Annotated in this window: 21 protein-coding genes; 8 read left to right on the forward strand and 13 right to left on the reverse strand. The window is 68.8% G+C overall.

Annotated features, from left to right (window positions below; all coding sequences use genetic code 11):
• Positions 1 to 58: 58 nt before the first annotated feature.
• The 8 genes from ACYVK5_RS14515 to ACYVK5_RS14550 form a co-directional block, all read right to left on the reverse strand.
• Positions 59 to 439 carry an HAD family hydrolase gene (locus ACYVK5_RS14515; RefSeq protein WP_460706309.1) on the reverse strand — a complete coding sequence of 127 codons (381 nt, stop codon included), beginning with the start codon at positions 437 to 439 and terminating at the stop codon, positions 59 to 61.
• Positions 440 to 517: 78 nt separating this feature from the next.
• Positions 518 to 2,086, reverse strand: a complete 1,569-nt coding sequence (gene ltrA / locus ACYVK5_RS14520; RefSeq protein ID WP_460706149.1) for a group II intron reverse transcriptase/maturase — start codon at positions 2,084 to 2,086, stop codon at positions 518 to 520.
• Positions 2,087 to 2,664: 578 nt separating this feature from the next.
• Entirely contained in the window at positions 2,665 to 3,330 is a 666-nt protein-coding gene (locus tag ACYVK5_RS14525; protein ID WP_460706151.1) for an HAD family hydrolase, read from the reverse strand.
• A 261-nt stretch (positions 3,331 to 3,591) separates the two neighbouring features.
• Entirely contained in the window at positions 3,592 to 4,425 is an 834-nt protein-coding gene (locus ACYVK5_RS14530; RefSeq protein WP_460706153.1) for a helix-turn-helix domain-containing protein, read from the reverse strand.
• Positions 4,409 to 4,939 (reverse strand): DUF6879 family protein, encoded by a 531-nt coding sequence (locus tag ACYVK5_RS14535; protein WP_460706155.1) that lies wholly within the window; start codon positions 4,937 to 4,939, stop codon positions 4,409 to 4,411. Before ACYVK5_RS14535 ends, ACYVK5_RS14530 begins: the two co-directional genes overlap by 17 nt.
• Positions 4,923 to 5,135, reverse strand: coding sequence for a hypothetical protein (locus ACYVK5_RS14540; protein ID WP_460706157.1), 213 nt, complete (start codon positions 5,133 to 5,135; stop codon positions 4,923 to 4,925). Before ACYVK5_RS14540 ends, ACYVK5_RS14535 begins: the two co-directional genes overlap by 17 nt.
• A gap of 243 nt (positions 5,136 to 5,378) precedes the next feature.
• The gene (locus tag ACYVK5_RS14545) at positions 5,379 to 6,260 is read right to left on the reverse strand and encodes an MBL fold metallo-hydrolase (protein ID WP_460706159.1); all 882 of its coding nucleotides are present in this window, start codon (positions 6,258 to 6,260) and stop codon (positions 5,379 to 5,381) included.
• Positions 6,261 to 6,284: 24 nt separating this feature from the next.
• Positions 6,285 to 6,836 (reverse strand): GNAT family N-acetyltransferase, encoded by a 552-nt coding sequence (locus ACYVK5_RS14550; RefSeq protein WP_460706161.1) that lies wholly within the window; start codon positions 6,834 to 6,836, stop codon positions 6,285 to 6,287.
• 105 nt (positions 6,837 to 6,941) lie between these two features.
• On the opposite strand from ACYVK5_RS14550, the gene ACYVK5_RS14555 reads away from it, so the two are divergent.
• The 5 genes from ACYVK5_RS14555 (at position 6,942) to ACYVK5_RS14575 (ending at position 10,777) form a co-directional block, all read left to right on the forward strand.
• Entirely contained in the window at positions 6,942 to 7,559 is a 618-nt protein-coding gene (locus ACYVK5_RS14555) for a TetR/AcrR family transcriptional regulator (RefSeq protein ID WP_460706163.1), read from the forward strand.
• A gap of 300 nt (positions 7,560 to 7,859) precedes the next feature.
• Positions 7,860 to 8,141, forward strand: coding sequence for a hypothetical protein (locus ACYVK5_RS14560; protein ID WP_460706165.1), 282 nt, complete (start codon positions 7,860 to 7,862; stop codon positions 8,139 to 8,141).
• Positions 8,138 to 8,482 carry a hypothetical protein gene (locus ACYVK5_RS14565; RefSeq protein ID WP_460706167.1) on the forward strand — a complete coding sequence of 115 codons (345 nt, stop codon included), beginning with the start codon at positions 8,138 to 8,140 and terminating at the stop codon, positions 8,480 to 8,482. Before ACYVK5_RS14560 ends, ACYVK5_RS14565 begins: the two co-directional genes overlap by 4 nt.
• 170 nt (positions 8,483 to 8,652) lie before the next feature.
• Complete coding sequence (locus ACYVK5_RS14570) at positions 8,653 to 9,873, forward strand: helix-turn-helix transcriptional regulator (protein WP_460706169.1); 1,221 nt, start codon at positions 8,653 to 8,655, stop codon at positions 9,871 to 9,873.
• A gap of 1 nt (position 9,874) precedes the next feature.
• A complete protein-coding gene (locus ACYVK5_RS14575) occupies positions 9,875 to 10,777 on the forward strand; it encodes a phosphotransferase (protein WP_460706171.1) in 903 nt (300 codons plus the stop codon).
• 15 nt (positions 10,778 to 10,792) lie between these two features.
• Here the strand turns inward: ACYVK5_RS14575 and ACYVK5_RS14580 are convergent, their stop codons facing one another.
• The 3 genes from ACYVK5_RS14580 to ACYVK5_RS14590 are packed head-to-tail and all read right to left on the reverse strand — an operon-like array spanning position 10,793 to position 12,951.
• Positions 10,793 to 11,275: a GNAT family N-acetyltransferase gene (locus tag ACYVK5_RS14580; RefSeq protein WP_460706173.1), complete on the reverse strand. Its 483-nt coding sequence runs from the start codon at positions 11,273 to 11,275 to the stop codon at positions 10,793 to 10,795.
• Between the two features lie 25 nt (positions 11,276 to 11,300).
• Complete coding sequence (locus ACYVK5_RS14585; protein WP_460706175.1) at positions 11,301 to 11,837, reverse strand: class IV adenylate cyclase; 537 nt, start codon at positions 11,835 to 11,837, stop codon at positions 11,301 to 11,303.
• Between the two features lie 31 nt (positions 11,838 to 11,868).
• Positions 11,869 to 12,951, reverse strand: coding sequence for a radical SAM protein (locus ACYVK5_RS14590; RefSeq protein WP_460706177.1), 1,083 nt, complete (start codon positions 12,949 to 12,951; stop codon positions 11,869 to 11,871).
• 30 nt (positions 12,952 to 12,981) lie between these two features.
• Here ACYVK5_RS14590 and ACYVK5_RS14595 point away from each other — a divergent pair, with 30 nt between their 5' ends.
• The 3 genes from ACYVK5_RS14595 to ACYVK5_RS14605 all read left to right on the forward strand — a co-directional run bounded on the left by ACYVK5_RS14595 (position 12,982) and on the right by ACYVK5_RS14605 (position 15,347).
• A complete protein-coding gene (locus ACYVK5_RS14595; protein WP_460706179.1) occupies positions 12,982 to 13,968 on the forward strand; it encodes a helix-turn-helix transcriptional regulator in 987 nt (328 codons plus the stop codon).
• Positions 13,965 to 14,642: a RibD family protein gene (locus ACYVK5_RS14600; protein WP_460706181.1), complete on the forward strand. Its 678-nt coding sequence runs from the start codon at positions 13,965 to 13,967 to the stop codon at positions 14,640 to 14,642. The genes ACYVK5_RS14595 and ACYVK5_RS14600 overlap by 4 nt, the downstream gene beginning before the upstream one ends.
• A 93-nt stretch (positions 14,643 to 14,735) precedes the next feature.
• Positions 14,736 to 15,347 (forward strand): DUF5753 domain-containing protein, encoded by a 612-nt coding sequence (locus tag ACYVK5_RS14605; RefSeq protein WP_460706183.1) that lies wholly within the window; start codon positions 14,736 to 14,738, stop codon positions 15,345 to 15,347.
• A 15-nt stretch (positions 15,348 to 15,362) separates the two neighbouring features.
• Here ACYVK5_RS14605 and ACYVK5_RS14610 read toward each other — a convergent pair whose 3' ends face one another.
• Complete coding sequence (locus tag ACYVK5_RS14610; protein ID WP_460706185.1) at positions 15,363 to 16,175, reverse strand: GntR family transcriptional regulator; 813 nt, start codon at positions 16,173 to 16,175, stop codon at positions 15,363 to 15,365.
• A gap of 37 nt (positions 16,176 to 16,212) precedes the next feature.
• Positions 16,213 to 17,592, reverse strand: a complete 1,380-nt coding sequence (locus ACYVK5_RS14615) for an aspartate aminotransferase family protein (RefSeq protein ID WP_460706187.1) — start codon at positions 17,590 to 17,592, stop codon at positions 16,213 to 16,215.
• Between the last annotated feature and the right edge of the window lie 9 nt (positions 17,593 to 17,601).

Here is a 17,601-nt window from a genome sequence, read left to right on the forward strand (position 1 = left end):
GCCGACGGCTGCGGGCCCTGCACCACGAGGACCGCCGACTGACCAGCACGTGCGCTGTTCACTCCCAGTCGGAGGCCCATTGCTCCATGTCGTCGCGGCGGCGCAGTTCTTCGTCGGTGTGCACGGCGCAGCGCCAGTAGGCGCCGAGCTTGTCGATCGCGGGGCGGGTGCAGCGGTGCCGTCCGGCCTGGTCGGTCCACCACTGGCAGGTGGCCGAGTCGGACATCCACGCTGATGCGGCGTCCAAGGCGAAAGCGGCTCCGTCCTGCCACACCGAACCGGTGGTCTCACCGTCGAGCGCGGCCACCGCTGCCTTGACCTCGTCGGTGGCGTTGTCCATCACGACCGGAGTCGCCGCCCATCGCAGCATCTCGACATCGTTCGGGGCGTCGCCCATGGCCGCCGTGCGGCCCGGGTGCACGCCCAGTCCCGTGCGGATGGCCTGTCGGGTAGCCCCGGCTCGTTGCCGAGCCGGGGCCCCCTCAGAACCGGACGTGCGACTTTCACCGAATCCGGCTCAAGCAAGTCCCGTCGGGCGTCGTGGGGTGCGGCGTTGGGGTGCTGGTGTGTCCGGTGGTACTCGGCGTAGACGGCGCTGCTGCCAGTAGTGGGTCAGCGCCGGGTCGTCCGGAGATGCATCGGTGTTGACCATCTGGTAGCGACGGATCGGTGTCCATGCCAGTTTCACCAGGTAGGCTCCGGTTTCCTGGTCGCCGAACACCGAGTGATCCTGCCGGGACGGATTGAACCGCCCGAAATAGCGGTGCAGGACCCACCGGACCGACTTTGCCGGGTGCCGCCGTCTGCCCCACTTCATCAGCGTCCACCACAGGGTGTTGTCGATGCTGCTGAAGGTCTTCTTGGACACGACCGCGCGGTAGTACCCGGCCCAGCCGCGCAGGATCGGGTTGAGAGTGCCGATCACGGCTATCGCGTTCGTGCCGTGGAGGCTGCGCACCTCGGTACGCAGCCGGGCGCGGAACCGTTTGACCGCTGCCTTTGACGGCTTGATCAGCAGTTTCCCGACGTTGCGGTAGTGGCGGATGTTGAACCCGAGGAAGTCGAACCCCTCGGACAAGGCCACGATCCGTGTCTTGTCCTCGTTGAACGACAGCCCCCGGGGCGCCAGCCACTCGGCCAGGCGTTCCTTGACCTGTTGCGCCTGCTCCTGGGAGTAGCAGAGCGCGACTAGATCGTCGGCGTACCTCACCAGCACCGGAGTGCCCTGCTTCGACCGGCCGTACCAAGACCGGCTGGTCCAATGCCGGGCTCCGGCGGCGGTCTCCATCCCGTGCAGGGCGATGTTCATCAGCAACGGGCTGATGACCCCGCCCTGCGGCGTTCCCTCATGAGTCGGGGCGAACGATCCGTTCTCGATCACCCCGGCCCTCAGCCATCTGGCCACGCGTTCCCTGGCAGGGAACCCGTGCAGATGATCGAGGAGCCGGTCGTGATCGATCCGGTCGAACGCCGCCGTCAGATCCGCGTCCAAGACCCAGGCCCGCTGGGGGCTCTTGCCCTTGCAGACCAGCCAGATCGCCTCGATCGCGTCATGACAGCTCCGGCCGGGACGGAAGCCGTAGCTTCGCATCTCGAACCGGGCCTCCCACTCGGGCTCCAGCGCGTTGAGCACCACGGCCTGCGCGGCCCTGTCGGCGATCACGGGGATGCCGAGCGGGCGACGCTTGCCGTTCGCCTTGGGAATGTAGATCCGCCGCACCGGCCGGACCTGCGACGTTCGTCCGTGCTGCTGGACCCACCGGGCAAGTTCCACCCGATCCGATCCCCACAACGCGGTGCGCCCGTCGATCCCAGCCGTCTTGCGCCCCTTGTTGACCTGCGCGACCCGGCGCGTCGCGACCAGCGCGTTCGCCCGAGACCGCAGCATCAACCGCTGCAGGCTACGCACCTTGCGATGCTCGCCTGCCCTTGACGCCGTGAAGATGCGTTGCCGCAGCCGTCGTACCTCCGCCTCAGCCCGGCCCCAGTCGATCTGGTCCCAGTCCTCGGGGAAGTCCCGCGGTCCGTTCACCGCCACCGAGGTGGCGGCGTCCAACGTCCCCGCGCGTTCCGTCGTTGCGTTCATCGTCCTCTCTTCACAGACTCACCTGACCCGCGTGGGCTCCCTCTCGGGCCGAGCACACCGCTCGTATCCGGCCGGTTTCGACACCCACCACGACCAGGAGGCGGCCGCATCCTGCGTGGATGTCCTTCCCGTCGCCTTTCGACGCACCGGCATTCGCTTCTCGGGTCATCCTGTCCCGGCTGGGAATTCCGCATTCCTTACGGTTCGCCTACCAGCCCGGAGGCTGGACCCAGACGGGGTTTCCACGTTCCACATGCATGAGACACGGACGGAATGGGCGCCCTCTATACCCCGGGGACGATGGTGCTCAACCAGCCGCTCGCTAGTCAGCAGCCGACATCCGCCGCTTTCCAGCGGCACGTCCCTCTCCGGCCCGGTACTGCTTTCCTCCACCCGGGCCTTGCGACCTGACGAGGCATCAACCAAGGATTCACTCTCGTTCGCCCGCCCGTCCTTCTCCTCACCCGTGGTCCTCGGGAGGAACGAGGCCCCTTCGGCTTGAACCCTGGGCTCCGCACCCCGCAGTTACCCGCGACGCACGCCAGGGAGGAGACCGGCCATCGAGCACAGACCGGGGATCACGTCACCATCACAGGCGCCTCCTTCCAACGTGATCCACTCACAACATGCGACTTTCGTGTCGCACCCAGCGCCGTCGCCTTCGAAAGCCCACCGCAGGTCACGTCCACCCAGTCCGGCCGGGTCGCGTGCGCGGTCACGCCCAGCGCGCGCAGCCCGGGCACGAACCCGGCCGCGCCGTCCCCGTACAGCGCGATCCGCGGTGTCGGTTCGGCCCAGAGCCCTTCGAGGTTCGAAGGCACCTGGACGCCAGGCAGCTTGTGGTCCGGGAACCTCGAGGTGACCCGGTACCCGTGCCCGACGATCTCGGCGGCGGCCTGGAGCCGGCCATCGACGACCGCCCGGGCCACGTGCCGCAACGCTTTCTCCGCCGGCGCCTGGCGCGTCGAGAGGATCTTGCACTTCCCGTCGGCGATCCAGGCGGTGACCGCACCGTTGGAGGCGACGACGTACGCCACCCGGAGCTCCAGGTCCACCGCCGCCGCCAGCGCGCCCACCAGCGACCTGCCCGTTGCGAGAACGAAGTTGTGGCCCGCCGCCTGAAAATCCCCGACCGCCTCCACGACTCTGGGTGTCGGCCGACCTCCGGTCACCAGGAGCGTGAAGTCGATGTCGCTCGCGAGCAGACCCGCCGCCGTCGGTCGGGTGGTCGTGGTGGTCGTCATGGTCGCGTCCCGCCAGTTCACAGCGCTGCCCCGATCGACTGCCGGAGCTCTGCCCGTCCTGCACCTTTCTCAGCCAGCCTTCCGCGGCCACGACCGACCACCCGTGTGGTCACGTGATCGAATGCTTCGCCCAACTGTCGGGTCGAATCTACCGGGCCAGAATTCGCCTTCGTCTCCATGGCCACGATGGTTCAACCGAGCGCAGCGATATGGCAAGGATAATTCACGTTGTCGGGTAAAGAGAATCGTCCACGGCATCTATCATGAACGGCAGGAATCCGCCCATTCCGCCAGCAGACCCCGCAACTCCTCACCGAACGTGGCGCTCCGCTCATACAGTTCGAACACTTGTAGATAATCCACAATATCCCTGGGGTCCTGAAACACTATCCTCCCAGTGAAAGTCTCTACAGTCACGAGACGCTGATCGTAGACCGTGAAGGTGTTCATCGGGCCACGGCTTGCAGCTACTCCCATTGGGATCACACCGAGTCGGACATTTGGCAGATAGGACAGCGAGATCAGCCGGTCGATCTGGACACTCATCGCAGCCCGAGGAACTATGGGCCATCGAACGGCCTGCTCGGTCAGCAGGAACGTAAACCGCTTCGCCGTGTCATAAAGAACGGTCTGCCGTTCCAGCTTCCCGGCCACGGTTTTGGAGATATCGCCGGGCGAATGGCTCAGGCTAGCCCTGATGTATTCAGGTGTAGCCAGGAGCCCCGTCACCATCGCGGGGAGAAAATACCGGAACTCTGTGGTTTCCGATTCGAGACCGGCCAGCTCGGCTTGGCGCTTCTCCATGCCTCTGCGCCATAACTCTCGCTTACCTTGCCACTCCGTGTTGGCAAGTCGCGCGAGCGCCATCACCTCGGCTACAACGTCCGGCGGAACGTCAAGGACTCTCAGGACCAACTCGATGTCGACGAGGCTCGGGACCACGCGGCCGGTCTCGATGTTGCTGAGTTTCGTCTGAGACATGTTGCAGCGCTGAGCGAGCCGAGCCTGTGACAGCCCGGCTCGCTTGCGCAGCCCCTTGAGTAATCCAGCTAGGTCAGCCTTGGATTGTCCCGACTGCTCAGGGGAGTACGTCAAGGCCCTTCACGTACTCCTGGAAGGGGACCGCGTGCTCCAATGCGATCCTCTTCCATTCCAGGTAGGGCGCAGGGTCACCCTCATACACCTCTCGGTTGATCTGTGTACCGTCCGGGCGGAAGTTCAGGTGAACGATGCGCCGTTCGTCGAACATCCACCAGTCGCGACCAGTAAGGGGCAAGTTGTAGTCGTCGTGCGTCACGTCCAACACTCGGATGTCCTCGCCGGCTTGGATGTTCCCCGGAATGCCCCACGCAAACTGGTAGCGCTGATAGTCGGTTAGGGGCCGGCGCACAACACGAACCCGGCCGATGCTGCGCCCGGTCTCGACGTAACTCCGGACCCGTTCGTGCCAGCGCGCATTGTGCTCACTCGGTTTGGGCTCGCCCCGAAGGAAGCGAGTCACGCTCTCGCGCTCCTTGGGCATGGTATAGGTCGGCTGCGCCTCGAATCGCCATGTCTCACGTTCGAATGCGTCAAAGAACTTGTCCCAGGAGTCACCATCCAAGAGCACGGACAGCCTCCCTGAGTACGCTCTCGGGGATCTTCACCAGGGCCTCACCGGTCGGAGGCTGGAAGGCGGAACACAGGTCGCCCTGAACGACGATCCCGCCGTCCGACTTGTCGACATACACGTTCGGACAATCGTTGGCGTCACACTCGGGACCGCCATCGTTGCCGGTAAGTCGGTGCAGGTCATCTCGTGCCATGGTGCCCCCTCGTCCCGCGCAGGGCCGATCCCTGCTGCTGAGTCGAGGTTAGGGCGGTCGTACTGATCACGTCCATGGGACAGCGCGGATATTCGCGTTGTCGGGTAGGCGTGACCGACAGTTCAGGCCTGGCTGGCACCAACGTGGCGACGTCGCCGACGTCGTCATGCCGCGCGCGAATTCGATCGGGACGCGTTTGCCCGAATGGTCGCGCTTCCACGTTCCGACGGCCTCGCCCGGCGTTCACGAACCGCCCGCGACGATCCGGAGCACGCGAGCGTGCTCCTCGGCCATACCGGGGTTGCTCAGGCGCGGGTCGCCGAGCGCGTGGCCGCTCAGCACGGCGTCGAGGTACCGCCGGTCCGCGTCCAGGCGTTCGGCCGGCGTGTACGACGGCGTGCCGTGGCCGGGGACGAGCACGGACGCGGCGCGGACGTAGGGTTCGAGGCGGTCGAGGCCGGCGAGATAGACGTCGAGGTCGTCCGGGGCGAACGGGAGCGGGATCTCGGTGTCGCTGAGCATGTCGCCCGCCACCAGGACGCCGGCGTCGGGCAGCCACAGGGCGCCGTGGCCGGCGGCGTGGGCGGCGTGGACCACGACCTCGTGGGGCGGGAGCAGCCCGTGTGGGTCGGGGATGCGGGTGCTGTGCGGCCGGTCGGTCCCGGGCAGGGCGGTCACCCGGCCGAACAGGGCGAGGACCGCGTCCGGGTACGGCTCCGGGGCGTCGTCGGCGAGCTCCGCGAGCAGTTCGGGTCCGTGCTCGGCGACGACGCGGACGGTGCCGGCCGAGGCCCAGCGCACCACGTCGGGGCCGTAGCGCGGGTGCCAGAGCAGGTGGTCGTGGTGGGCGTGGGTTGCGAGGCCGGCCACGACCCCGACGCCCATCGAGTCGAGGTCGTCGGCGATCGCCTCGAGCTCGTCGGGGTCCCAGGAGGGGTCGATCAGGAGGGCGGGCCGGGGCGGGGTCGGGGCGGGCGCGGTAGGGCCGGGTTGCGTCGTGTCGGTCGCCCGGGAGCCGGGCGCTCGGGAACCGGAGTCGTCGGGGCCGAGCACGAGCGTCGTCGTCGTGCTCATGCGCCGGCTGGTGCGCACCAGCACGCCGTCGGCCACCTCGGTGAAGGTCACGGGATCACGGTAGCCGGGGCACGGTCACGGCGACTCCGGGCGGAGGTCGAGGCTCCAGTTCTGCGCGACGACGTCGTCGCCGAAGCTGTGGCGCCGCTCCTCGTCCGCCAGGACGAAGCCGGCCGCCTGGTAGATCCGGCGGGCCGAGGTGAGGTTGCCGGTGGTGAACAACGTCATCCGGCGGTAGCCCGCCGCCCGGGCGAGGCCGACGCACTCCTGGACGAGGCGCGTGCCGAGGCCCAGGCCCCGGGCCCGCGGGGTGACCAGCAGCACCCGCAGCCTGGCCACTCCGGGGTCGTCGCCGGAGACGAGGAGGACGCACCCCGCGCGCTCGCCGTCGACCTCCGCGATCCACGCCGCCTCCCGCGCGGGGTCGTGGCCGGCGGCGTAGTCCGCGACGATCCGGGCGACCATCGCCTCGAACTCGGCGTTCCAGCCGAACTGCCGGTGGTAGATCTCGCCGTGGGCCAGGACGATCCAGCCGAGGTCACCCGGGCGGTCGGCCGGGCGCACGGTGACCTCGCGGGACTGCCGTTCTTGGGTCATGGGTTCTTGGGTCGTGTCCTCTTGGGTCATGGGTTCCTCCAGCGGTGCGGTGCTCACTTCGGCGCCGCTCACTTCGGCGCCGCTCACTTCGGCGCCGACTGACACAGTCGTTTCAGTAGACGATAGGCTAAGCACGTGACGGAGGAATCGACAAGGCCCTCGGCCCGGAAGACCGAGCTGCTGGAGGCCGCCTACACCTATGCGCTCGACCACGGCCTGACCGACCTGTCGCTACGACCCGTGGCGGCCGCCGTCGGCTCCAGCCCCCGGGTGCTGATGTTCTTGTTCGGCAACAAGGACGGGCTCGTCAGGGCGCTGCTGGCGCGGGCGCGCGCGGACGAGGTGGCCCTCGTCGAGCGCCTCCGGGACCGGCAGGAGGAGGCGATCGGGCTGGACGCGGCGGTGGAGCGGGTCTGGGCGTGGCTCGCGGACGAGAAGCACCGGCCGCTCCTGCGGCTGTGGGCGGAGGCGTACACGCGGTCGCTCGTCGAGCCCGACGGCGCGTGGGCAGGCTTCGCGGAGGCGACCGTCCGGGACTGGCTCGACGTGCTTGCCGGGTGCCAGCCGGAGGGTGAGCGGGACAGCCCGGAAGGGATGGCGCGGCGGACGCTCGCGCTCGCGGTGCTGCGGGGGGCGCTGCTCGATCTGCTGGCGACCGGGGAGGGTGAGCGGGTGGGGGCGGGGGTGCGGTGCTGGGTGAGGGCGGGCGGGGTGGGGGCGTCGCCGAGACCGGTGGGAGGCGACGCGCGTTGACGCCGGATCGGGACCCAGCCGGTACGGGGATTGCCACCGCAGAGCACACGCTGGCAGGACGGCGGTCCCACGAAATTCGCCGTCAGCTGGACAATTGGTTTCGTAGATCGTCGGCACCTCCGAAAGTTCGCCACCACCGACCGCCAGGGCGCGCGAAGTGTGGAGCGTGCGGCATCGAAGCGGAGCGACCGCGTCATGCATGCGCTACAGAGTTCTCCATACGCCAGGTTCGATGGAACGGTACGAGAGCACGCCCTGATCATCGCCCGTGGGCTCACGCCGAACCCTGGAGCGTGAACCATGCCGAACCCCAAGTCGCCCTCACTGCACGCGATGTTCGTCGCGCTGACCGAGATCCTGGAGACGCTCGGTGAGGACCGCATCGCCCGCCTGACGCTGTTGCGCGGCGGCACGGTCTCGATCGAACCCGTCCACCTGTCCGAGGGCGCCTCCATTGCCCGCGACCTCGGCCTCACCGAGAGCTTCATCCAGCGCCTCGCGGTACCGACCGTGGCCGACTGGTGCGGAACGGTCTCGGGCTTGGAATGCCACGTGCGGGCACTGGCCGGGAGAGACGGGTGAACGGGCCGCGGCCGGTCGCGCTCGGATACATCGCCGCCCGCAACGGCGCGGATGCGCAGCGGCAGCGCACCGCCGTGACCGCGTACGCGCAGGCAGAAGGCCTCGCTCTGGCGGATGTGCTCGAGGACGCCCGCGACGGCTTGACCATCAGCCAGGTCACCGAGACCGCCCGCCACCGCCAGGCCGCCGTCGTGATCGTCCCGGGATCGGCCCGCCTGGCCGAGGCCTACACCCGGCTCGCGTTCGAGCTGGAGAAGCACGGAGTGCGCTGCACCCTGCTCGGCGAGGTCTCCACACTGCGGCGAGTCCAGGCACTATCGTCGGTTCGACGTCGGGCATGACCGCGCGGCTGGCCATCGTCGCCTCGGTGTGGCATCTATGTCGCATCCTGGCTGGAGCACGGCCCAACGGTGGATCTGTGAGCAGCCGTCATAGATCATGCGGTGTGAGGAGCTTCCCGACCGGCCTGAGCGTTCGTCGGGTGCTCGGAGTCGAGCCGAGGGAGAGGGTCATGGGACGACGTCGTGCAGAGCTTGCCGCTCGGCGGCGCAGCCGAGGTTTGACCCAGGAGGGCCTCGCCGCCCAGCTCCAGATCGAACGGTCCACCGTTGCCCGATGGGAGGCCGGCGACACGGCACCGATGCCGTGGGTGCGCCCCCTCCTGGCGCAGCTCCTGGACATCACCGCGGATAGCCTCGACACGCTGCTGTCTGGCCACGCGACGCCCCCGCAAGTTCCGGCGGCAGATCGGACCAGCTCGGACCTGTCCGTCGAACAGGTGCCTCCGGCCCGTTGGCGGGCTGGATTGGCCGATGTCGCAGCGATGAACGTGATGGCTGAGGCGTTCGCCCGAACCGATCATCAGCTCGGCGGCGGACACGCGTCGGCGACGGTCAGCCACTACCTGCACCAGACGGTCCGCCCGCTCCTGGCAGACCACACCGACGACGACGTCGGCCGCGCCCTGCTGGCCACCGCGGGCAGGCTGCACGACCTGGCGGGGTTCATGTCGTTCGACTCCCAGCAGCACGAGGCCGCCCAGCACCACTTCGCGCAGGCCCTCAGCCTGGCCCGCGCTGCCGAGAACGATGTGCTGACCGCGCACATCCTCGGGGACATGACGATGCACGCCATCCAGACCGGGGCGGTCGGGCAGGCCGTCGCGCTCTCCGACGGCGCAGTCGCCCACGCCGACAGGACGGGCTCGGGCCGCGTCCGGGCACGTGCGGCCGCGCTGGCAGCCCGAGCCCGTGCGGGCGCGGGTGACGCGACGGGCTCGAACGCGATGATGAGTGCTGCGGAACGCGCGCTGGACCAGCCGCCACGCGACGACGACCCCGCATGGATCCGATTCTTCGACCCCGTCCAGCTACAGACCGAATTCCTGTACGCCACGTGCGCGCTCGGTCGCACACGAGAGGTCGAGCGCCTGACCCCCGCCGTCCTTGTCACCAACAGCAGGATGCAGCGGCGCCACGTCTTGGCCGCAGCCGCGATCGCCGGCGCGTTCGCCCCGCCGGCAAGCCTGGCTCCGAGCGCAGGCCATCGCGCCGAGCCTGAACGCGCTCTGCAGATCTTGGCCGGCGTCCTACCAACCGTGGCCCATCTGTCCAGCCCGCGCGGTACCGCCTCGGTCCTGGCTGCCCGCGCGCAACTCAACGGCTACTGCCCCCTGCCAGGCCTCGACGCGTTCGACCACGACCTCGCCCAGACGCTCGGAGGCGCCGCCTGACATGACGCTGTTCACCGAACCCGTCCTGCGCCAGGCCCTGACGGCAGCGTGCGCCGAGCGTGACCTGCCGGTCCAGGACGCGCGCCTCGAGCACCACTACAGCAACGCCGTCTTCGTCCTGCCCGCCGTCGACGTCGTCGTGCGGCTGACCACGAGCCGCCGCACGTCCCAGTTCCTGGACGTCACCCAAGCCGCCGTCGCACGCCTCGTCCACGACCACGCGTTCCCAGCCACGGCGCCCCTGGACAGTTGCCCTCCGGTCCGCCTCCCGACCGGTATCGCCGCGTCCTTCTGGCACTACTACCCCCAGCCCGCCAGCAGCCGGCCCTTCACCTCGGCAGACCTCGCGGCGCTGCTGTACCAGCTCCACACCGTTCCGGCGGTCGACGCCGAACTACCTGCCTGGGAGCCGCTGACCTCCCTGCGCGCAGAACTCGCGCACGACGAACCCCCGCACGGACTCACCCACGAGGAAGCACGGTGGCTGCGTCGCGCAACGGCCGACGTCGCACGACAAGTCCTGGAGACCACCTGGACGCTGGGTACCGGACCCATCCACGCGGACGCCTGGGCCGGGAACCTCCTGTGGGACGGCAACCAGCCGATCCTCGGCGACTGGGACAACGTCGCGATCGGTCCCCGCGAGATCGACCTCATCCCGACCTGGCACGCCGCGGTCCGCTACGGCCGCGACCGCGCCTGGACCCGTGACTTCATCGACGCCTACGGGTACGACCTCACCGACGACTCGTCCTTCGACCTTCTCCTGCGCATGCGCGACCTGGTCCAGCTGACCGGGCCCCTCAAGCGCGCTGCCGAGTCCCGCCAGCATCTCGCCGTCCTTCGTCAGCGGTTCGACGCCATCTACGCCGACGACCGCACGGCACGATGGGTCGCGCTGTAGCGGCGCCGTTGCGCCTCAAGGACGGAGCATCCGGATCTCAGTGATGGCGTTTCGATCGACGAAGCGAGCACCGTCCGGCTTGAAGCCGTGCTTGCGGTAGAACGCCTGAGCACGAGGGTTCGGGTCCGCTACCCATAGTTGCGCAGGTCCGGACCGAAGCACTGCACCGAGAAGCGCCGCGCCGGCGCCCGACCCGTGATGTTCGGGCAGGACATACAGCGACCACAATTCCCGATCGTGAACGGGCGCGAAGTCCTCTTTGGCGCGAGCCGGGCCGGCCTGGGCGAAGCCGACCAGACGACCACCCGCTTCGGCGACGACGGGCCAGCCCTCGCGGTCACCGTTACCGAGACGCGCACCCCAGCGGTGAGTGCGACGTTCGACGGTGTCGGTGAGCCAGTGCCCCTCGGGCAGCAGGTCGGCAAAGGCGTGGCGCCACGTGGAGTGATGGACGACGGCCACCTGCTCGGCGTCGCCGACGACGGCGTCACGGATCACGAGACTGCCCATGAATCGTCCTCACTCACTCGGCGAAGGTCAGGTGCGGGATGGTGCCGAGGTCGATGCCGTAACGCTGGTAGACCTTGACGGTGTTCTCTCCGGTCAAGTCGTCCTCGGTGTAGCCGAGCAGGGCGGCGGTCTTGATGACGGTCTCGGCGGAGTCGGCCTCGATCTCCAGGTAGGTGGGGATGCGTGGCCAGGTGTCGATCTCGAGTTCCACGTTCCCGAGCCGGTAGCTGACGCGCTTGTTCTCCTGGTAGGACTTCGGCGTGAAGCCCATCAGGCCGAGCAGGGCATTGGTGTCCTCGAAGCTGCCCACCACTGTCTCGACCTCGCGGGTGCCGTCGATCGCGTCGGAGGCGATCTCCTTGACCGTGAGAGTGGCCTCGCTGCCGGTGTCGCGCAGGCGGATCCACTTGGACATGTCGCCGGGCACGATGTCGTACACGTAACGGCGCATCAGCCGTTCGCCGAGCTTCACACCGCCCTGGGCCAGGATCGCGTCCTCGACGGCTGCCGGGTCGATGTCAAGGATCTTGGCTTCGTGCTCGATAGGCATTCGGGGGCCTTCCTGGAACTCTCGATGGCGGTCATGCGGCCTCGTGTGCCGCGAGGCGTGAGTGTTCTGTTTCGCGCAGGGCGAGGATTTCGCCCCGCAGCGGGCTGGTGAGGAACTCCTCGACGGGCATGCACAGGTCCATGCGCTGGATGCAGACGCCGACGTGGTACTGGCCGTCGCGATCGTAGTAGAGGCGCGCCCCGTAGAAGCCCTCCTGGCAGTCGGTGTCGTTGTTGAACCGGCAGGTGGAGCAGGTCTCGGGCAGGCGGACGGGCCGGATCTGCTTGAAGTAGATGCGTCGCCCATCGAGCAGCCTGTAGGCGGTTCGGGCGCCCGAGACCCCGGCCGTCACGAAGTTCGCCTCGGGTACGGCCCGCCGCTCCTTGAGGACCTGGAGGATCGCATCGATCGATGCTCGTCCGTGGTCGAGAGAGTTGAGCAGCCGCACTGACAGGCGCGGTGAGTACTCGTCCAGCAGCCGGTGTACTCGGGGAATGTGAGTGTGGTCGATGACGACGATGTTCGCGCTGGCCTTGATGCCGTGCTCGTCGCAGGCGGCGATCGAGGCGTGCAGTTCGTCGATCTTTCGTTGCGCGAGCCGGGGGTTGCGGTACTTGGCGTGCTGGACCTGGGCGAGCTCGTCCGCGGTGGTTCCGAAGACGGAGAAGTTCACGCGGTCCAGGCCTGCGTCCGCACAGGCGGGCAGCACCTTGCGGCCGCGTTCCCCGTTGGACGTCATGCCAACGGTCAGGCCGGCCTCGACCGCGATCCGGGTCAGCGCCGCAACGTCCGGGTGGAGCGTCGGTTCACCGCCGGTGAGGTGGACCTCGCTCAGGCTGAGCGCGTCTCGCAGGCACTCCAGAACCTGGCCGAACTCCCTGTCAGCGGGGATGGGCGCTGGGAGGAATCGTGCCCCGTTCGTGTCGGCGTAGATGGAGCTGCGTCCGCTCGGGCCGGTCACCGTGAACGTTCCGGGCGCCTGGGTGCGGTTGTCGGCCGTGACGGGGGTGCCCTCGTTGTGGCAGAAGGTGCAGGTCAGCCCGCAGGCGTCACCGACCTTGACACGCAGAGTCGTATCGCGTCCGAGGTGCGTGGGGATTGCGGGCAGGGGCATAGCACCGTCCCTTCGACGTTCGCTTCGGCGATGGTGGGAGGCAAACCGGGCGGTGGAGGACGCCGGTCGCAATGTCCTCAATCGAACGGCAGTGCAGTTGCCGGGACCAGCGCGAGTTCGTCGTACTTTTGTGGCGCGTCTGCCGCACAGGGGCTTGTGACCTGCGGAGATACGTTGCGCATTGCGGCCGTCCTGTTCATCCGGATACGCAGACTTTCAGTAGAATCGACGGACTCGGCGCGCAACCGAGCCGTTGCAGCGTTGTCGCGATCATCCAGAGCGCCACGAGGGGGCCGTGTGAGTAGATCGGGATCTGCCCCTCAGCGCCGCGCCCGGCTGATCCGCAGGCGCAAGGCGCTGGGCATGTCGCAGGAGACCTTCGCCGAACGTCTCGGCGTGGATCGCACGACCGTGGCCCGCTGGGAATCCGGCATCAGCGAGCCGGCCGCGTGGACACGTCCGACGATCATCAAGATCCTCGGGATCACCGCAGACGACCTCGACGAGTTCCTCCTGCCCACACCTCAGCGATCCTCAGCGATGACCGTGGCGATCTGCGGCAGCCGCCAGCCCGGTCACGACGCCGCCCTCATGGACACGACGGTTGCCGAACTGGCGCGCATCGTCGCGTCGAGAGGCGTCGATGTGAGCCACGGACCGATCGGAATCGGGATCGAGGTCATCACGTACGTGGCCGACCAGTTCCGGCCCGGTGGCTTCACCGGGACTACGGCGCGCTTCGGCCATGCGAACGTCGTCGGCGGCGTCGACCTCGTTCTGGTCGTCGGAGGGGGCGCAGGGACGGCAGCCGAGACCGCGATCGCGACCGGCGCCGGTACGGCGGTTCTACCCTTTCCCCGGACCGGCGGCACGGCCGCGACGTGCCTGGACAGAGCGTCCTTCCAACAGCTACTCCCAGCAGGTACGGTCACCGCGTTGACCCAAGCCGCGACCGCCGCTGCCTACGGCGCGATCGTCGAACAAGCCATCTCAACCAGGACGGGGAACCCAGGATGACGCAACGCCCGCACGTGCTGCTGTCCGTGGCCGCATCGCTCGACGGCTACATCGACGACACCAGCACCAATCGGCTTCTGCTGTCCAACGACGAGGACTTCGACCGCGTCGACGCCGTACGCGCAGGGGTGGACGCGATCCTGGTCGGCGCGAACACGATCCGCGCCGACAACCCTCGCCTCATGGTCCGCTCCGAAGAACGCCGCGCCAAGCGCGTCGCCGACGGCAAGCCCGCCACTCCCGCAAAGATCACCCTCACCACCAGCGGCGACCTCGACCCCGACGCCCGGTTCTTCACCACCGGCGACAACGACAAGATCGTCTACACCACCGACCAGGCAGCGACGGCTCTCGCCGAGCGACTCGCAGATGTCGCGACCGTCGTCCCTCTGGGCGCGGACGTCGCCCCGGCCGCCCTCCTGAACGACCTTGCCGGCCGCGGGATCGAACGCCTCATGGTCGAAGGCGGCGGCGGGATCCACACCATGTTCCTCACCGCCGGGCTCGTGGACGAACTCCACCTCGTCTACGCACCATTCTTCGTCGGCGACCAGAACGCCCCACGATTCGTCCGCCCCGGCACGTTCCCACAGGGCCTGGCGCACCGCATGACCCTCGCCGAAACCCGCGCCATCGGAGACTGCGTCCTCCTGCGCTACCTCCCCGAGAACTGAGCCCGCATCGCGCGGAGTCCGACCATGGCCCGACCTGGAAGGCTCTCGACGTACCAACGGACGGCCATCCGACCGAGCAGAAGGAGAACCGCTGTGGCAGTCATAGTCCGCACCTGGCCCGAGATCATGCACGACGGCGAGGTCCCGATCCAGGAGGAAGTCAATCGTCAGCACTCCACGACGACGATGTTCCGCTCCTTCCTCACCGACATCGTGCCCGGCTACCTTCAGACACCCGAGTACGCACGACGCATCCTGACGGAGGTGACCGCACTGCCCGGCGTGCACGTCACGGACGTCGAGGAAGCCGTCGCCGCACGGATGAAGCGAGGGGTCACGGCCGACCGGCAGGGCAAGACGTACCGGGCGCTCCTGCACGAGCCGCTGATTCGTGCGCGACTCGCGCCCGACGAGATCATGCGCCCGCAGCTCGATCGCATCGCCGAGGCAGCCGGGTACGACCATGTCGAGATCCGGGTCCTCCCCCTGAACCGGCCTGCCGGACTCATCCCGCAGAACTCGTTCAACATCTACGACGACACCTACGTCTCCGTGGAGACCTTCATGTGCGAGGTCGAGCACACCGGCGAGTACGTCGGCTGGTACGCCGAGATCTTCGACAAGCTCTGGGCCGAGGCCCTCTCCGGTGACGTCGTCGTACGCCTGATCCGGGACGCCGCCTCCCAGCTCGACGGCGCCTCGTAGGTGCCGGGTGAGACCTCAGGCGTTCGATGTTCGTTCGGCGCCACGCGGTTCCGCCTGGTCTCGCCCGAGCCGCACCGTCCGCTTCCAGTTGGTGCCGTAGTTCTGCATGTGCACGCGGGTGCGGTCGGCGCGGAAGAGGTCGTGCGCGTACTCCACGGGTGCGCCCGTGACGTCCCAGGCGACCCGGCAGATCTTGAGCAGCGCGGAACCCTCCGACACCGAGAGCATCGCTGCCTGCTCGGCCGTCGCCGGCACGGCCTCGATCGTCTCGTCCGCGTGATCCAGCTCGAGCGCGTACTCCGACGCCAGCACGCGATACAGCGATCCCGTCAGATCGCGCGACAGCAGCCCGGGGAACCGCGACGTCGGCAGTGTGGAGTGGTCGAGCGACCAGGAGACGCCGTCGACGAGACGCAGCCTCCGCACCCGCACCACGGCGGCCCCGGCATCGAGGGCGAGACGCCGGCGCTCGTCGGGCTCCGGGACGGCGATCTCGGCCCGCAGCACCTGTGTCGCGATCGTGCGGCCCTGGTGCAGCACCATGTCGGGCACGCCCTCGACCGTGTTGAGGTGACGCTGGATGCGTCCGTCGTGGAAGAAGAGGCCGCCCGAGCGGCCGATCGCGCGGCGCACGGACCCCTCCTGCTCCAGGCGGTCGATGGCCTGGCGCAGCACGGTACGTCCCACGCCGAGACGCTCGGCCAGGGCCCGCTCGTTGCCGATCTGCTCACCGGGGTGGAAGCGCTCGGCGTGGCAGAAGCGCACGAGCTCGGCATAGGCGCGATCGGACGCGCTCCCGGCACCCGCCCGCATCTCCTCGCCCGTCATGCGCCGAATCCTGGACACTCCGCCGAGCGCCGCCCCCTCACGCCCCGAGCGCTGTCAGCGAGGCATCGAGCGCCGAGACGAGCACGTCGATGTCGGCAGACCGGAACGCGAGCGGCGGGCGCAGTTTGAGCACGTTGCCGTGCGGGCCCGCCACCGAGGTCAGCACCCCGTGCTCGCGCAGTTGCTCGAGCACCGCCAGCGCGAGGTCGCGGTCGGGCGTCCGGCTGCCGGCGTCGGCCACGAGCTCGAACCCGATGAAGAGACCCGCTCCACGCACGTCGCCGACCGCGGGATGCGCGGCCGCGAGGCCCCGCAGGGCGGTCAGCAGGTCGCTACCGACGACGCGGCTGTGTTCCTGCAGGCCTTCCTCCCGGATCGTGGTCAGCACGGCGTGGGCCGCCGCCATCGACACGGGGTTGCCGCCGAAGGTGTTGAAGTAGGGGATGCGGTCGCTGAAGGCCGCCAGGACCTCGCCCTTCGCGACGAGTCCCGAGACGGGGATGCCGTTGCCCATGGGCTTGCCGAGGGTCACGACGTCGGGCACGACGCCGTGCCGCTGGAACCCCCAGAACGCATCGCCCGTGCGCGCGAAGCCGGGCTGCACCTCGTCGGCGATGAAGACGCCGCCCGCGCGGTGCACGACCTCGACCGCCTCGGCGAGGTAGCCGGCCGGGCCGGGCAGCACGCCGTCGGACGAGAAGATCGAGTCGGCGATGAAGCCCGCGAGCCGGACGCCGTCGGCCTCCATGTCCGCGATCGCGGCCCGCACGCGGTCGGCGAACCAGCGGCCCACGTCCACGCCGTCGCGCCCCGCGGCATCCAGGGCTCCCGAGCCGGGCGCCCCGAGACGGTAGGCGTCGGGCGCGGGCACGAGCCGCGTCGTCGGCGCGATCGGCTGGCCCGCGCCGAGCGCGGGAGACACCCCCGAGGTCAGCTCGCTCGTGCCGTGGTACGCCTCGGTCGTGGCGATCATGCCCTCGCCGTCGCTGTACGCCTTCGCGACCCGGATCGCGAGGTCGTTCGCCTCCGAGCCGGTGCACATGTACATGGCCTTGTCGAGTTCGGAGGGCATCGTCGCGAGCAGGTCGTCGGTGTAGTCGAGAATCCGCTCGTGCAGGTATCGCGTGTGCGTGTTGAGCTGCTGCATCTGCTCCGTCACGGCGGCGACGACGGCCGGATGGCAGTGGCCGAGGCTCGCGACGTTGTTGTAGGCGTCGAGGTACCGGCGGCCGTCGGCGTCCCACAGGTAGGCGCCCTCACCTCGCACCAGGTGCACGGGCTTTCGGTAGAAGAGACGGTACGAGGCTCCGAGCACGGCCTCCCGGCGGCTCGTCAGCTCGCGGGTCCGCGGGTCGAGCGCCCCGGCGTCCTCGGCCCGGAAGCTGTTGTTGTCCATGATGGTGGACCGGATGGCCATACGGCCCTC

It is taken from the genome of Myceligenerans halotolerans, from assembly GCF_054782975.1.

Excerpts from the sequence above, each read along its gene's own strand:
- ACYVK5_RS14600 (WP_460706181.1), top strand. The coding sequence starts at position 13,965 with ATGACGCAACGCCCGCACGTGCTGCTGTCCGTGGCCGCATCGCTCGAC.
- ACYVK5_RS14575 (WP_460706171.1), top strand. The coding sequence starts at position 9,875 with ATGACGCTGTTCACCGAACCCGTCCTGCGCCAGGCCCTGACGGCAGCG.
- ACYVK5_RS14615 (WP_460706187.1), bottom strand. The coding sequence starts at position 17,592 with ATGGCCATCCGGTCCACCATCATGGACAACAACAGCTTCCGGGCCGAG.
- ACYVK5_RS14585 (WP_460706175.1), bottom strand. The coding sequence starts at position 11,837 with ATGCCTATCGAGCACGAAGCCAAGATCCTTGACATCGACCCGGCAGCC.
- ACYVK5_RS14610 (WP_460706185.1), bottom strand. The coding sequence starts at position 16,175 with ATGACGGGCGAGGAGATGCGGGCGGGTGCCGGGAGCGCGTCCGATCGC.
- ACYVK5_RS14540 (WP_460706157.1), bottom strand. The coding sequence starts at position 5,135 with ATGGCACGAGATGACCTGCACCGACTTACCGGCAACGATGGCGGTCCC.
- ACYVK5_RS14560 (WP_460706165.1), top strand. The coding sequence starts at position 7,860 with ATGCCGAACCCCAAGTCGCCCTCACTGCACGCGATGTTCGTCGCGCTG.
- ACYVK5_RS14550 (WP_460706161.1), bottom strand. The coding sequence starts at position 6,836 with ATGACCCAAGAGGACACGACCCAAGAACCCATGACCCAAGAACGGCAG.
- ACYVK5_RS14525 (WP_460706151.1), bottom strand. The coding sequence starts at position 3,330 with ATGACGACCACCACGACCACCCGACCGACGGCGGCGGGTCTGCTCGCG.
- ACYVK5_RS14570 (WP_460706169.1), top strand. The coding sequence starts at position 8,653 with ATGGGACGACGTCGTGCAGAGCTTGCCGCTCGGCGGCGCAGCCGAGGT.
- ACYVK5_RS14590 (WP_460706177.1), bottom strand. The coding sequence starts at position 12,951 with ATGCCCCTGCCCGCAATCCCCACGCACCTCGGACGCGATACGACTCTG.
- ltrA (WP_460706149.1), bottom strand. The coding sequence starts at position 2,086 with ATGAACGCAACGACGGAACGCGCGGGGACGTTGGACGCCGCCACCTCG.
- ACYVK5_RS14595 (WP_460706179.1), top strand. The coding sequence starts at position 12,982 with ATGGTGGGAGGCAAACCGGGCGGTGGAGGACGCCGGTCGCAATGTCCT.